Annotated in this window: 9 protein-coding genes and 1 pseudogene; 2 read left to right on the top strand and 8 right to left on the bottom strand. The window is 41.1% G+C overall.

What is annotated here, in order from left to right:
- Positions 1-152: 152 nt before the first annotated feature.
- From J8Z28_RS03105 to J8Z28_RS03085, 5 genes and pseudogenes are all read right to left on the bottom strand, one after another.
- Positions 153-3,139: pseudogene (locus J8Z28_RS03105) on the bottom strand (TonB-dependent receptor).
- 313 nt (positions 3,140-3,452) lie between these two features.
- Complete coding sequence (locus J8Z28_RS03100; protein ID WP_069439272.1) at positions 3,453-4,124, bottom strand: GntR family transcriptional regulator; 672 nt, start codon at positions 4,122-4,124, stop codon at positions 3,453-3,455.
- Between the two features lie 120 nt (positions 4,125-4,244).
- A complete protein-coding gene (locus tag J8Z28_RS03095) occupies positions 4,245-5,741 on the bottom strand; it encodes an aldehyde dehydrogenase (NADP(+)) (protein ID WP_075593975.1) in 1,497 nt (498 codons plus the stop codon).
- A 13-nt stretch (positions 5,742-5,754) separates the two neighbouring features.
- Positions 5,755-6,756, bottom strand: coding sequence for a 4-hydroxyproline epimerase (locus tag J8Z28_RS03090; protein WP_010557844.1), 1,002 nt, complete (start codon positions 6,754-6,756; stop codon positions 5,755-5,757).
- Between the two features lie 3 nt (positions 6,757-6,759).
- A complete protein-coding gene (locus J8Z28_RS03085) occupies positions 6,760-6,975 on the bottom strand; it encodes a hypothetical protein (protein ID WP_250659873.1) in 216 nt (71 codons plus the stop codon).
- Between the two features lie 267 nt (positions 6,976-7,242).
- Between J8Z28_RS03085 and J8Z28_RS03080 the strand changes: the two genes are divergently transcribed.
- On the top strand, positions 7,243-8,490 hold the full coding sequence (locus J8Z28_RS03080; RefSeq protein WP_250659872.1) for an NAD(P)/FAD-dependent oxidoreductase: 1,248 nt from the start codon (positions 7,243-7,245) through the stop codon (positions 8,488-8,490).
- 42 nt (positions 8,491-8,532) lie between these two features.
- Positions 8,533-9,747, top strand: a complete 1,215-nt coding sequence (locus tag J8Z28_RS03075; protein WP_250659871.1) for a M24 family metallopeptidase — start codon at positions 8,533-8,535, stop codon at positions 9,745-9,747.
- A 75-nt stretch (positions 9,748-9,822) separates the two neighbouring features.
- Here the strand turns inward: J8Z28_RS03075 and J8Z28_RS03070 are convergent, their stop codons facing one another.
- The 3 genes from J8Z28_RS03070 to J8Z28_RS03060 form a co-directional block, all read right to left on the bottom strand.
- Complete coding sequence (locus J8Z28_RS03070; RefSeq protein WP_250660369.1) at positions 9,823-10,791, bottom strand: dihydrodipicolinate synthase family protein; 969 nt, start codon at positions 10,789-10,791, stop codon at positions 9,823-9,825.
- A 169-nt stretch (positions 10,792-10,960) separates the two neighbouring features.
- On the bottom strand, positions 10,961-13,330 hold the full coding sequence (gene ygjK, locus J8Z28_RS03065; protein WP_250659870.1) for an alpha-glucosidase: 2,370 nt from the start codon (positions 13,328-13,330) through the stop codon (positions 10,961-10,963).
- Positions 13,331-15,082 (bottom strand): MFS transporter, encoded by a 1,752-nt coding sequence (locus tag J8Z28_RS03060; RefSeq protein ID WP_250659869.1) that lies wholly within the window; start codon positions 15,080-15,082, stop codon positions 13,331-13,333.
- Positions 15,083-15,091: the final 9 nt, after the last annotated feature.

Raw genomic sequence — 15,091 nt, 5'->3', positions numbered from 1 at the left:
AATTTATACGAAAAATGCCAAGCAGTTTCCTGCTCAGCATTAAGGCTGTATGGCTCAAATGAGCATGTGCTTAAACATCAAAACAACAAACTAAATTACCCTAAGATAAATAGCTTAGTCCGCTGTTTTCAAACAGCTGTTTCACTAGGGAGTTAAAACTCTATACGTGCAACTAAAGACACATAACGCGCGCCTTGACGCCCTGTCACGAGTCCATAGTCTGGATTCAGTTCTAAGCCATTATCACCGTACTGCGCACGCTCTTCATTGATTGACATAGCACTATCACCATCAAATAAGTTATAGACGGTGCCTTTTAAAGTCATATCGGTACCAAAAAAGTCCGTGTTATAAGTCAATGACATATCGACATTCGTTAACCAAGGTAGGTTTCCTTTGCTACCACGAGGAGCTGGATTACCATTTTCATCGTAATGTGATGCTTGATCATAGTATTGGCTAATACACGCATCCCAAGGATTCCCCTCTGCACAGCTATCTACGCCCGCTGGATGAACTGAAAAGTAACTTTTAGGACGGCCTGATGTAGTACGGGCAACAAGACCAATGGTCAGAGCTTCTGTGATGTTGTATGCACCACTGAATTTAAATGCATGGCGGTGGTCGTTAGGTAAGTTACCGTAGCCGTGATCCATCAAATCGCCATAGTCATAAGAGGTTGTCCAGCCTGGATCAGCTTGGTCGTTATCCGTTTTCACAAGCCCTTCGGTGTTACCATAACTATGTGACCAGGTATATGAGGTATTAATACGTAAATCATCCGTCACATTGCCGTCTAAGGTAAACTCAAGTGCTAAGTACTTTCGCTTCGCCTCTGGTAAAGCAAGTTCATCAGCACTTAAATTAACCTCATCAATCTGCCCATCACCGTCAAAATCATATGACATTTGAATAGCTTCACCTGGGTTATTAAGCACATAATAAGAGCCTTGACCCACGTTATCGGTAATGCCCATTTCTGCCAGCTTTTTAGCTAATACCGGTCCGACATCAGTGTCTTCAACACTGCGCCCAAGATCACGATAAATAGCGCGTACACCTGCTGACATAGTATCGAACACTTCTTGCTGATAGCCGATAGTAAATTCATCACTGTACATTGGTTTTAATGTAGATGAAGCAATCAACCCTGGTTCAGTAATACCACGCTGGCGCCAACGCCTATCTCGCAGCATATCTCCTCTGCTTGGCGAGCCATCAGCCATTAAACTTGGTGCACCGTTTGCGTCTAGTTCATCTAACTCAAAGTACTCAAACCATTCAATCGAAGCAGATCCTTGGGTGATATTCATGTTCGCAGATACGGGTTGGAAATAACGCCCATATGTAGCAAAGATCTTAGCACTGCCATCACCCGACACATCATAAATAGCTTGCAAACGCGGTGCTATTTGATTGTCAATATCAACGAAGGCACGACCATCTGATACCGTGTTTTCAAACTGGCTATAGCGTAGCCCCATGTTAAGCACTAAACTATCGGTTGCTTGCCATGAATCATTAATATAAAAAGCGAGTGAAGTTGTATCTGAATCGACTTCGCGACTTCGAACTCGTCTTTCTATAAAGTCACTCCCCAAAGAAGCACCAGATACATCATTTTCACCGGCAGTTTTAACTGTCCACCATCCCTCAGCATCACCAATACCGTTTTGACCTTCAAAGTAATCAACTTTTACATTAGTGTAATCAATACCAAACTGGATTGAATGCATATCTAGATCCCAGTTGAAATCAATTCTTGCTTGGTCACGCGTAAATTCTTGTTCTGTTACCGATGAATTTGTGTGTTGACTTAAAGTGACAAAACCATCACGTTCATCCCAAACTCCAGGATTTGGAGATGCGACTACATTTTCAACGTTTTCAGTCACTCGGCCAACAACTGCTGAAACAGAAAAAGTATCAGTTAGGTAGCCATTATAATTTAAGCTATATACTTTACCGCCATCTTCCCCTGGTGCATCCACACCTTGTTGCTCACCAATCACATTCTCTTGCCAGCTGTAAGCAAAGGTTTTATCGGTCCAAGTGCGCTTATTGTTCATTGCTGAAAAACCCACTGAGTGATCTTCATTTATAAACCAATCTACTTTTGTAAACCAGCGGTCTTCATCGCGCTCAAAATCAGAATAAGTTGTTTGTCCTGCGCCAGTTGACTCTTCACGGCGCGGTGCAAACAAACCATAAAAAAACAAGGTATCTTCGATGATTGCACCACTAGCCCATAACTGAAGCTCTTTAAAATCGTAACTACTTTGCTTCGTATTAGTGCTAATAGTCCCATTTTCTTGATAAATAGAGTCGTGCTGGCTACGTAAACCATCAGGATCCCAACGTACTTCTGCACCGAAGTTAAAGTCATTATCACCAGACTTAGACACCGCATTAACAATACCGCCAAGTGCTCCACCAAACTCAGGGCTAACACCACCCGTTTTCACTTGCGTTTGTGAAATAGCTTCCCATGGCAAGCGAATTGAGCCTAAACCTGTACGGATACTGGTTACGTTTAAGCCATTAAAGTAATAACCATTTTCAGCTGCTGATGAACCACCAAAGCTTGAAGCACCATTAAAACTTGCGCCACCCGGTGCCGCTGTACCTGGAGCTAATAACGCAATACTTTCAAAACCAGTGTTTACTGGCATAGCTTTTAATTCAGCATCACTGAATGTTAGACCTGAAGTAGACGAAGCCATATCTACACGGCGAATCCCGTAACAGCAATTCGCTCAATATCACTACCGGCTTTATATAATTGTGCATCGAGAATAATTGATTGACCAATCGTCACTGCAACATTTTCTTCAACTAACGGCTCAAAGCCTTCTTTACTTATAGTGACATCATATGTACCAACTGGCACATTGCGCAGTAAATAGTCACCATCATTATTACTAGTAATGGTATACACTAAGCCTTTACTTTTATGTTTTAAAGTTATTGTAGCCCCGGTTAAATCGTTGCCAGCTTGTGCCACTACATGACCTTTAACAATGCTACTACCATCAACTGCTTTTGCTGTAGGAGTCATTATTAATGCAGCCGTTACCGCCGTTGCTAACAGCGATTTAATGCCTATTCCCCGAGTTTGCTTTTTATTATTTGTAAACATGTGAATGTTCCCTTGTTCCTGTTGGTTTTATTGCCTATTTAACTTAGACGACAAAAAATATACACTCATTACATATTGTATACAATATTAAATATACACATAATTCATATTCATCTTTAAGCAACTGATCTTATTAGTGAAAAATTCTTATGAACTTTCGACCCAACAGAAAGGATCTATTTATGGTGCTAATTGGAATAATAAAAAGGGAGGGAAGGCATCACTTCTGTATTATTGCTGCTGGAAAGCGAAAGCAATGCCTAAAGTTATAAATTAGAGTTTAATAGCCTGTACTAGTTGCTAGGTATATTTTTTAATTACTTTTTTCACCTTCTAATTTTATTAGTAATTTTTTTATATCGTTTTTAGCTTTAACAATATGATTTTTTAGAAATTCACAGGCATTTTGACAGTCTTTTTTTCTGCATAACTCAAGTAAAGTACGGTGCTCTTCAGGAGCTTTTGTTAAACCACCTGCCAATAAAATATGCATACGTACATAGCGCTCAGAGTTTTTACTATACATATCAACCAGCTCACGGGTTTGTGGGCGCGCGGCGCGGCTGTATAATTTAGCATGAAACTGACTGTTTAAATCTCCAGTAGCTAAATGAGTATCGCCAGCGTCCATAGCGCTTTCAAGCTCAGCTAAAATTAATTCTGCATCAATTAAATCCTGATCAGTTAAATTATTTATCGAATGTTTTAGTAGTTCCGCTTCGAGCAATGCTCTTAAATCAAAAATCTCATCAATTTGAGATGCCGAAAGCTGTGTAGCAGTCGCACCTTTATGAGCTTCAAAGTTGACTAACCCTTCAGCTTCGAGTTGAAGCAAAGCTTCACGTACTGGAATCCGACTTACGTTTAGCTCAGTGGCTAATGCTGCTTGACGTAATGGATCTCCCGCTTTGATTTCACCTGAAAGAATTTTTTCGCGGATAGCTTCTGCAACAAGCTGAGTTCGAGTTTTATGTTCTATGGCCATAGTAATTTCTATAAATTGCATTTAATATGCATTATACCTATGAAAACACGCATGCCAAGTTAGAATCCTTCATAATAAAGAGATAGCGGGAAATGCAATTTCTACTCCCGCTACAATTAACTAAGACTGATAGCAAATTGGTCGCAAAAATCTCAACATTGCATTTAACCCAACAGAAGTGCTGCGAACATCTGTGGAGCTTGGAAAAGGTCCACCATGGTTCATTGAGCCACATACTTCTACGCCGGTTGGCATTTGATTGTGTATTAAACGCCCTACTTTGTATTTCAGCTCTTCTATAACGTGTTCAGCTTTAGCTAAATCATCAGCGCTGTCATGCACACTTGCCGTAAGCTGCCCTTCAAGCGCTGCTACTAGTAAGCTTAACTGCTCCATGCTTTCATAACGAACCAATAAAGCGGCTGGGCCAAATACTTCTTCACGTAACATTGGAGTTGCTAAATAAGTATCAACATTACATGCAAATACGTGGGCATTACCATGAAAGTCTTCTGTGAGTTCCCCTTTAGCAATAAGCTCTACGTTTTCGAGCTCACTGCGCTGGCTAACTTGCTTTTTAAAGGTCTTCACAATACCTGGGGTTAATAAAGTATCTGAGGCGGCTGCACTAATGCAGTTGGCTACCTCGGCTTCTAATTCATCACAGCCCGTTGGTACCAGCCATAAGCCAGGACTGGTACAAAATTGGCCATTACCCATTAGCATTGATTGGCAAAGAGCTTCAGCCATAGCTTTACCTTCATTTTGCGCTTTATTGGGTAAAACTATTTGTGGGTTTATGCTACCTAGCTCACCATAAAATGGAATTGGCTCTTGGCGTTTCGCTATAGTAGCTTGCAGTAAGTTAGCCACATTAAACGACCCAGTAAAACCGACTGCTTTAATGGCCGGAGCTGCGACTAATTGATGCGAAATATCGTAAACATCACTTTGCAGCATTGAAAATACACCTAGCGGCATGTCACATTCTTTAATCGCAGCAAGCGCTGCACGGGCCATTAACTCCCCAGTGCCTGGATGCGCAGTATGATTTTTAACAACCACTGGGCAGCCTGCTGCAAGTGCGGCGGCGGTATCCCCCCCGAGTGTTGAAAATGCATACGGAAAATTAGACGCACCAAATACAGCTACAGGCCCAAGAGGTAAGTAATTAAGCTCTGTACGAGGTTTAGGTAGTGGCGAGCGATTACTATCAGCTTCATCAAGCAGCTTTAAACCTAGTGGTGAGTCTGGGTTTTCACGCAGTGCACTGGCAAATGCTTTTAACTGATTAACCGTGCGCATTCGCTCACCTTGTAAGCGTGCCATAGGTAAATTGGTTTCTTGCGCGGTTTGCGTTAGTAAATCATCGCCAAGTGCTAAAATTTGCTCTGCAATACACGCTAAAAAATCTGCACGCTGACTAAAACTCGTTTTTCTGTACTCGATAAAAGCATTATTAGCAGCATCAACTGCCATATTTAACTGAGTACTCGTTACATTAAAGTAGCGTGTCGATAATGGTTGATTTTTAGCCGGTGAAAAGGCTTGAAATTCACCTTGCTCAGCGCGACCTTGCCATTGTCCGGCAATTAGGCTTTGTCCTGTTAATGTCATGCTTTTCTCCTCGTTAAATTACTTGAAACCCATAGGCATATGGGTCGTCGTCATCTACTGTAATGGTGCTCGTTCCGGTTACCCGAGACCAGCCGCGAATGCTAGGTAAAATAGCAGTTTGACCTGCCACTTCAGACACCTGCTCTATACAGCCAATAAACTGGCTGCCAATATAACTTTCATGAATAAATGCATCGCCTTGCTGCAATAAGCCTTTACTAAACAACTGAGCCATGCGGGCGCTAGTGCCTGTTCCGCATGGTGAGCGGTCAATGGCTTTATCTCCATAAAAAACCGCATTAGCCGCATCTGAGTTGGAATTTTTGGGTGAACCAGTCCATAACACATGGCTAGCACCTTGAACGGTAGAGTCGAGCGGATGGATACATTGTATTTTGGTATTAATAGCATCACGCACTAATGGGCTGTATTTGAGTAATTGCCCTGCACTAAAATGTTCAATACCTTTAAAGTTGCCCTGTGGTTCAACAATAATATAAAAGTTACCACCAAAGGCGATATCAACCTTTAATTCGCCCAACTCTGGAATATTGATACATATAGACTGATGCGCTAAATAAGCAGGCACATTGTAAATTTTAACCCACTGCACTTTACCACCAGTCATTTCATAATTGACCTGAACTCGTCCTGCTGGCGTATCCAGTTTTAAAGTACCGGGGGTTTTAGCATGTAGCAAACCATGCTCTAAGGCGAAGGTTACAATGCCCATTGTACCGTGACCACACATAGGTAAGCAGCCGGAAGTTTCTACAAATAAAATGGCTGCATCACCATCTTCGCTAGTAGGTGGGTATAAAAAACCGCCCGACATCATATCGTGACCTCTGGGCTCAAACATGAGCGCTTGACGGATCCAGTCATGGTTAGCTAAAAAGTCCTGGCGCTTTTCGCTCATGGTATTTCCCTGTAACAGAGGGTGGCCACTTGTTATAAGCCGCACAGGGTTACCGCAAGTATGGCCATCTATACAAAAAAATGTTCCTTTGCGCATCACTTAATCCAATTTAGGTTTATTTACATCAACACAATACGCTTTCGCAGTATCGTTAAGCGTTGATGAAGAAGTTTTTTCATTTACAACCAGTGGTTTAAAATCTGCTATAGCTTTTACTATAGCGCTGCCAACTAGTTGCCATGTAGAGCTAACTAACTCATCACTATTAAACTGAGCTGCCATTGCTGGGTTTATGCCATGCCAATTGGTTTTCATTTGCCTATTCCGAACTGAATTTATGCTTGATATGATAAGTATATTGTATACAATAATCAATATCCTATTTTAATATTAAATTTATAGGTACACACCCTTAAAAGATTACAAATAACTAATTACACATAACTAATTGAAAATTATAACTAAAAATGAGTTAGAAAGAGCTTGTAGAGTTTTTTCTTACTACTTGTCAGTAAATACAATATCGATTTATTTTTTAAAAAACGTATAGCGTTTTACTTTTATCATCAGGGGAAGGTAATTTTGACCAATACAAGAACTCAAAGAGTCGCCGTGATCGGTGCCGGTGTAATTGGTATTTGCACAGCTTTACAGTTACAACAAGCTGGCTTTGCAGTGACGCTATACGATGAAAATGGCCTAGCGCAAGGCTGTTCAAAAGGTAATGCTGGGCACTTTGCCACCGAACAGGTATTTCCTCTAGCGCAGGTAGCATTATTAAAAAAATTACCTGCTATGCTTTTTAACCCATCAGGACCATTGCGCATTGATTGGCGCTATGCAATAAAAGCTCTCCCTTGGTTTTGGCAGTTTATTAAAAATATGCCTACTGCCAGATTTATTGCACATACACACGCTCTCAAAGCCTTAAATGAACATGCAATTCATGCTTATGAAAGATTATTAGCAAACTATCAACTGGGCCACCTGCTTACTAAACAAGGGAGTTTACTTACCTTTGAAAAAACCCCATTGGTTGATGTGCAGCGCACCTTGGCTATGTATCAAGCGCAAGGAATTAAAGTAAAGCTACTTGATACAAAGCAAGTACATGCTCTAGAGCCCAGTTTATCCGACAAAATAAAACACGCTTTATTATTTGAAGACGTTGCTCATAGTATTGAACCACATTTATTTTGTATCCAATTAGCGCAAAAGTTCAGTTTATTAAAAGGGCAATTTCGTCAACAGAAAGTAGTTGCTATCACGCCTAAAAGTGAAGGTTTTATGGTGAGTGATGAACAAGATAGTCTCAATTTCGATAAAGTCGTGATCGCAGCGGGTGCTTGGAGTGCCTCTCTCATCGAGCCGCTTGGATACACAGCACCTTTAGATACCGAGCGTGGTTACCACTGTATGGTTAATATTAACCATGGCCTAACACGGCCCGTAGCTTCTGCTGAACGGAGTCTTATCATGACCCCGATGAGTCAAGGGTTAAGAGTGGCAGGCACAGTGGAGTTTGCGGGTATAAATAGAAAGGCTAATAATAAACGTGCATTAGCTTTACTGCCCCATGCACAAGCGTTATTAGCTAGCCAGCCTCTTAGTGCCACGACTACATGGATGGGCTGTAGGCCATCATTGCCTGACTCATTACCTATAATAGGCCAAGCCCCCAATCACAATAACCTGTACTTTGCCTTTGGTCATCAGCATTTAGGGTTGACACAAGGAGCCATAACTTCCGAGTTAATTACAGATTTGTGTCTCAATAAAGCCCCCTCCATAAATTTAGAGCCATATTCTATAAACCGGTTTATGCGCTAATTCTTTAAAAATTATAATTAAACAAATACATAGGAGAACCTAATGATGACCAAAGGTATTGGTACTCAAACGAAAGAACAAGCACTTGCTAGTCTTTCCAATATGACTCGCGATTTAATTCCCATTCAAGCTGATGAGCATCTAGCCCGTATTGCCCGTGCTCAAGAGTATATGCAAGCCAATAATATTGATGCAATTTACTTAAATGCAGGGACTAACCTTACTTACTTTACGGGTATGCGCTGGTACGCAAGTGAGCGCATGGTCGGTGCTATTTTACCCGCGAAGGGCGAAGTACAATATATAGCCCCTGATTTTGAAATTGGCTCTCTCAATGGCTTTAAAGTTATAGAAGGCCCAATTCGCGGCTGGCTTGAACACGAAAGTCCTTATGCATTATTTGTCAAAGTGCTCACCGAAATGGGCATTGCTGAGAGCGGCACTGTAGGGATTGACGAAAGCGCGCAGTTTTTCATTTTCGATGGCATAAATAAAGCGCAAACAGGCTTAAACCTCGTTAATGCACAGCCTGTTACAGCTCATTGCCGCATGCATAAGTCAGCCAATGAACTAATGCTAATACAGCGTGCGATGGATATGACCTTAAAAGTTCATCAGGCCACAGCTAGCATGCTATATGAGGGTATAAGCACAACTGAGGTAGAAGAATTTATTAAACAAGCACACCAAAAAGTTGGCGCGCCTGGTAACTACTTTTGCATCGTTTTGTTTGGCCTCGCGACATCATTTCCTCACGGTGTCAAAGAGCCACAGATTCTTAAAAAAGGAGATATGGTTTTAATTGATACTGGCTGTAAAGTACACGACTACTTATCAGATATTACACGCACTTACGTATTTGGTGAAGCTACAGACCGCCAACGCCAATTTTGGAATTATGAAAAAGCCGCACAAATGGCCGCTTTTGATGCAGCTCAAACAGGTCAAAGTTGTGAGAGTGTCGACAACGCTGCCCGCTCTTACTTAGCAGAGCAAGGCCTTGGCCCTGAGTATCAAACACCTGGCTGCCCACACCGTACCGGTCATGGTATAGGCTTAGACATCCATGAATGGCCTTACCTAGTCGGCGGCGATAAAACACCTCTAGCCGCAGGTATGTGCTTTAGTAATGAGCCAATGCTAGTTGTACCTGGTGAATTTGGTGTGCGTTTAGAGGATCACTTTTATATGACAGAGAATGGCCCAAAGTGGTTCACTGAACCCGCTCATAGCCTCGAAAACCCATTTGGGTTATAAGATAAATATACTCATTGCTGCACGGCGAATACTTACCGTGCAGCTAATTAGTACTTGAAAGAACTAGACAACGAATTAGCCTAACAAGTCCAAAGCTTTAAGCCTCTCTCGTGCTAAAAGATATCTTGCACGAACGTCATCAATTTGCTGTTGAGTTAATTTATTACCGAAAGTACGAAGTCCACCATCCTTATCGTCATGATGAATTCCAAATGCGCACTTAAGGTACTCCATAAGTAGCGGTTGAGCATCCAAGTAAGAGATGGAATTCATAGCCTGAGAAATTTTGTTAGCCTCAGCCCATTCCCCTTTATTTACATACTCCTGCATCGTCACACTCGCTTTTGGGAAGATACAACCTACACCTGTGATCCCGCCACATGCTCCTGCTAGTCCGGCATGCACAGTGACAGTGTCTACACCTGCCAAAATTTTTGCATCTTTGTTTTCTAACATTATCGTCTCAATGATTGAAACATCTGACGTCGATATTTTTAACGCAGTTACTTCAGGAAGCGCAGCAAGTTTTTTAAGAAGCTCGGTTGAAAGCGCATGGTAGCCAGCTGCATCTGGGTTGTTATAAGGCATAATTGTAATGTTAGCCTCTTTAGCTGCTGTTGCACAAAGCGCATAATATTCATACATATATTCATCACTAGGTGCTTCTTTGGTCTTTGGCGGCATAACCATGACTGTATCTACGCCAACAGATGCAAGTTGTTTTACAATTTTTGCTATTTCTTCTTTGGTTTCTGCCGCTGCGCCACTGATCAGTGGGACACCATATTCTTTTGCAACATCAGAAAGAGCTTTAAGTAAAGAAAGACGCTGATCAACACTTAGATAACTATTTTCACCTAATGTGCCTGAGCCAACAAGCCCCCCCATTCTACTACCGCCTTTCCCTTGTACTTTTAAAATTTCTGCAGCGTATTTCTTTGTTGTATCAAAGTCTATTTCAAATGATCCAGATTCAGACTCTTTTAGCCATGTGAATACGGCCGGCATAACTGAAAAGCGCCAATCTGTGTTCGTTGTTTTCATCATATTTCCTGTTGCTTAAAGGTAACTCCTATAAATATTAACACAAATAGAATATTGTATACAATATTCTATTTGTGTTAATTCTCTTGTAATTTGTGAAGCTTAAGCTGTGGTGATTAATTTATGCCATAGTGTGATTAGTCTGGTGAACTGAATTAAACAGTGCCAATTATTGGCACCATTTACCTTGCTTTTGAGCAATTAGTAATAAGTGTGCTGCGCTCCATGAAAAGTTAGGCGCTCCTTGTTGCTCACCATTAAGCGGATTATAATTCTCACGTATTGGCGCATTAGAAAGCAAACCATTGGCATGATTTAATAGCTTTTCACTTAATTGCTGAGCTTGTTTGCAATAACCGTAATGACTCATACCTACTAACCCAAAGTAAGCTTGATCAAGCCATACTCGTCCACGCCAATAAATATCCGCACCGAAAGCCGGATTAGTCAGCGCAGCACTGCCAAGCGGAACGTAAGTATTAAACTCATTGTTATCAAGCATTGTTTTTACCACATCACTGGCCTGTTCCATATTCGCTACTTGATTAAACAACGGTGACCACCCTTCAGGACCTTTGCCTCTTTTTACTAAAGCCCTCCCAGCGCAACCATTCGCTAAGGGGGTATCTGCTATTTCAATGTCATAGTAGAAGCCTGTATTTTTATCAAACATGCACCGATTGATATAATCCCTTAACTGAGCGGCTTGCCTTAAAAAGTAACTTGCTTGGTGCGGTAACTTAAGCTGCTTCGCTATTTTACTTAAATAACGGTTATCAGCAGCCATATAAGAGGCTTGATCCACAGATTCTTGCAATAATGAATACCCAACTAATGTACCTGTATCATTACGATTTTCTGCAAAACCAACTTGCCAGTCACCACGAATCCCGCCGTTTTTTATATAACGATTTAACTGTTGATTATTTATAAAACCAAACACAGCAGCATCATCACGACCAGATTCCCAAGATGCGGCTGTTTGTGCCGGAACTTTAATTTCTAAGGTTGCTTCATCGCTTAGGTAAGTCCTATAGTTTTTTAAGCCACTTCTTGTTCGCCAACCTGCCGAGGTTTTTACTTTAAATAATAACTTGCCGTCACGAGTATTATGAGCTTTATCAACAGTGGCACCATACTCTGGCACACCGTTTTTATTATGATCACGATTGCGTAGCCACCATTCACGATAAGCAACTAGTTTAGGGTATATGTGCGCGAGCCACTGAGTATCGCCTGTATTTTCAAACACCTGCCACACAGCCCAAGCTGCCAAGCTTGGCTTAGTATTACGCTCATTCCAATTTGTGCCGTCCCCACCGCGTTTTGCACTAAAATTATAGGCCACTAAGTCAGGTATAAATCCAGCATCCCATGGCCTGACAGCATCGTTTGGCGTTATTTGATGCTCAAACACAGCATTCAAATTTTGCTTAGCAAGCTCTGGATTAAATGTTACCAGTGCATATGCCTGCTTGTAGCTATCCCAAGGCCAAGTTTGATTACCTGAAAACCAACGACCGGTCACGGCAGGACTAACGGTATCAAAACCTACTGCACCAGCTTTACTGCGCCAATTTCCAATTAACGTTTCAACACTTTTTACCGCAAGTTTTTGTAAGGCTGGCTGCTTGTTACTTATTGGCTGTGTCGCTTTATTTATATACTCTTGCCAACGTAATTTACTACGTGATAAATAGTATTCGGGTTGCTTTAAAATTTTATCAATAACCTCTTTTTCACGTACCGCTTCTTGATTATTTAATAAATATGAATAGCTTGTGTAGAATGTACGATTGTTTTTTATGTGCGTTGTGCTTGAGTAACTTAGGTCGTCATGACGTGTTCTAACCGCTAACGTTTTTTTAAGCAATAACTGTGAGCTCCCCGAAGTGAGTATGTGTCCATGCGCCCTTACTTTGCCAAAACTAATCGCAATACTATTGCTGGTGACTTGCCATCGGGGGTTTAATTTCGGATAAACCACAAATGGCGAACGCCCCGCTTTTTCGGTGCCATTGTTAGCACGTAAATGGTTTATAAGCTTTCCTGTGAAATGTAATGTAACAGGCTCTGTGGTTTTAATCTGTGTTTTAACTAATGAAGTGCGATTTGTCACAAAGCGTAAAGTAAGCGTTATGTTTACCCCATCACCGCTTAGCTCTTGCACTAACGCGCCGGGTTCACTGTAAGCCCGCATTGCTAGTTTCACTTTATTGGCCTCGTCAATTTTCTGGCCTTTATAAACAGTCAGCTTTTCTAGATAAGGCGCTATAAAATTTAAATACTCCTCAGTAACAATAGCAGGCCCGGTGAACGCACCGACGTTTTCATCTGTTGGTAGCAAATGTCCATGCCACGCGCCTAGATCAAAAAGAGGGCTAAAACGTTGGTGGCCGCCTTGCTCAAAGTCCTGCATATAATATGGGCTTCCGGTTCTATCTATTAAGTTTTTATAATCAACCACCTCACTAGCAGCAGCCTCACAATGACTGATTAAAAGCACGGTGATTAAAATAAACAGATTTTTAAAAATCATTTATTTAACCCTTTTGTATAGCGCTAATAAATAAAAACCAAATCCGGTAACTAGTGCAATGCCTGCAAATAATAGCCACATGATTTCGGGGGATTTTATCTCTTTGACTAGGTAACCATAACTCCACCCAGACAAAAATCCAGCAAATAAAAAGCCTAATGCCATAGATACAAAGTAATAACCCATAAACATAGCAGCACTGCCTGTTGGAGCTATGCTCGCTACATACTCTTGGCTTTTTGGAGAGGTGAGCATTTCACCAAAAGCAATTAATAATATAACCGTTACCACTATTAAACCGCCCAATTGGCTTAGTAAAACCCCCGCGCTCATTAATAACAACACTAAAAAAGCACCTGCTGTGACAATTAAACCGCTTATTAGGACAGATATAACTTTAAAATGCTGGCATTTAACACTTACTATTATTTGTAACAGAACAATAGCTGCAAAATCTAAATTAATCAGGTATTCAGGGTTTACCTGTCGGTATTTAAGCCACTGCTGCGCCAATTGCATACTTTGCTCAGCCGAAAAGCTAGAAGCACTGGCTTGTTTAAAAAATAGCGCTATTTCAGCAACAGGAACATTAACTTTTAAGTGGACTAACTCTAGACGCAAAGCCTCTAAATTTACCTCTTTGACTGGTGTTACACTATGAGTAGCAGCCAGTGTTTGCAGTTTGTTACTTAAAGCTTGAATATCAACATAAGCAAAAAAATCCACTGCTGATTGACCAAAGTAACTCAAGAGTACAACTAAATCTTGAGTATCAATATAGTCACGTATAAACAAAGGTAGAGTATAAAAAAGTTGGTTATATACCGTCCAAAACCCCGTTAATATTGCTAAATATAGTGCAAAACTACGATTGCTAACCCTCACCGGTTGTAGATACCATTTAGACGCTTTTTGCACGCTTACGCACTTATCCCATAACCAGTTCGCAGCTAACCAAATCGTAATTAGTGAAAAAGCTTGAGTGTACGTTAACCAGCTAACTCCCCCCGTCATTAAAATAATTACACTGGTAAACAGTAATAATGCGAAACGGCTGTTACCCAAAACATGTTGAGCTTGCTGTAAAACCGCTGCCGCACCTATGCTGCTACGTAGTTTACTGCTTGACTCACTGTAAAAAAGCAATGGAATAAAATTAATAACAATCCAAGATGCCGACATAATAAATACCGCATCCCAACTAATAGTCCTTAAATACCCAGCCACTAACGGGCCAATGAAGCCTCCCAAATTAACCATAGTGTAAAAAATACCAAAGCCTAATCCTCGGTTACTGTCGTTAGTATTTTGACTAATAGTGCCTACTACCACAGGTTTAAAGCAGGATGCACCAAAAGCGACTAACATTAAAATCATAAAGAACGAATTAAAATCAGTCACTTGACCTAAGAAGTAATAGCTTGGCGCCATCACAACAAATGAGCATGTAAACATTTTTTTATAGCCATAGCGATCGGCAAAAGCCCCAGTGATCACAGGTAATAAGTATAAAAAAAACGGAATTATCCCCTGTACGGCGCCTCGCTCTGCATCACTAAATCCGACCCCCCCTTGCTCAATGGGTGTGGTCATATACACCGACGATACTGCAAAAAAGCCATACCAAGCTAAACGCTCAAAAATTTCCATGGTATTAGCCAAGTAGAAACCTAACCCAAAGCTACGCCAAGTTTGTTTATTTTTATCGGTTCCCTGCTGTGCTGCTGATTGTAATTGTTGGTTATTATTCATAGTTTACTT

Source organism: Pseudoalteromonas sp. SCSIO 43088, from assembly GCF_023650795.1.
Lineage (GTDB): Bacteria > Pseudomonadota > Gammaproteobacteria > Enterobacterales > Alteromonadaceae > Pseudoalteromonas > Pseudoalteromonas shioyasakiensis.
This window is presented reverse-complemented; position numbering and strand designations above follow the sequence as displayed.

Excerpts from the sequence above, each read along its gene's own strand:
- J8Z28_RS03100 (WP_069439272.1), bottom strand. The coding sequence starts at position 4,124 with ATGGCCATAGAACATAAAACTCGAACTCAGCTTGTTGCAGAAGCTATC.
- J8Z28_RS03095 (WP_075593975.1), bottom strand. The coding sequence starts at position 5,741 with ATGACATTAACAGGACAAAGCCTAATTGCCGGACAATGGCAAGGTCGC.
- J8Z28_RS03090 (WP_010557844.1), bottom strand. The coding sequence starts at position 6,756 with ATGCGCAAAGGAACATTTTTTTGTATAGATGGCCATACTTGCGGTAAC.
- J8Z28_RS03085 (WP_250659873.1), bottom strand. The coding sequence starts at position 6,975 with ATGAAAACCAATTGGCATGGCATAAACCCAGCAATGGCAGCTCAGTTT.
- J8Z28_RS03075 (WP_250659871.1), top strand. The coding sequence starts at position 8,533 with ATGATGACCAAAGGTATTGGTACTCAAACGAAAGAACAAGCACTTGCT.
- J8Z28_RS03070 (WP_250660369.1), bottom strand. The coding sequence starts at position 10,791 with ATGAAAACAACGAACACAGATTGGCGCTTTTCAGTTATGCCGGCCGTA.
- ygjK (WP_250659870.1), bottom strand. The coding sequence starts at position 13,330 with ATGATTTTTAAAAATCTGTTTATTTTAATCACCGTGCTTTTAATCAGT.
- J8Z28_RS03060 (WP_250659869.1), bottom strand. The coding sequence starts at position 15,082 with ATGAATAATAACCAACAATTACAATCAGCAGCACAGCAGGGAACCGAT.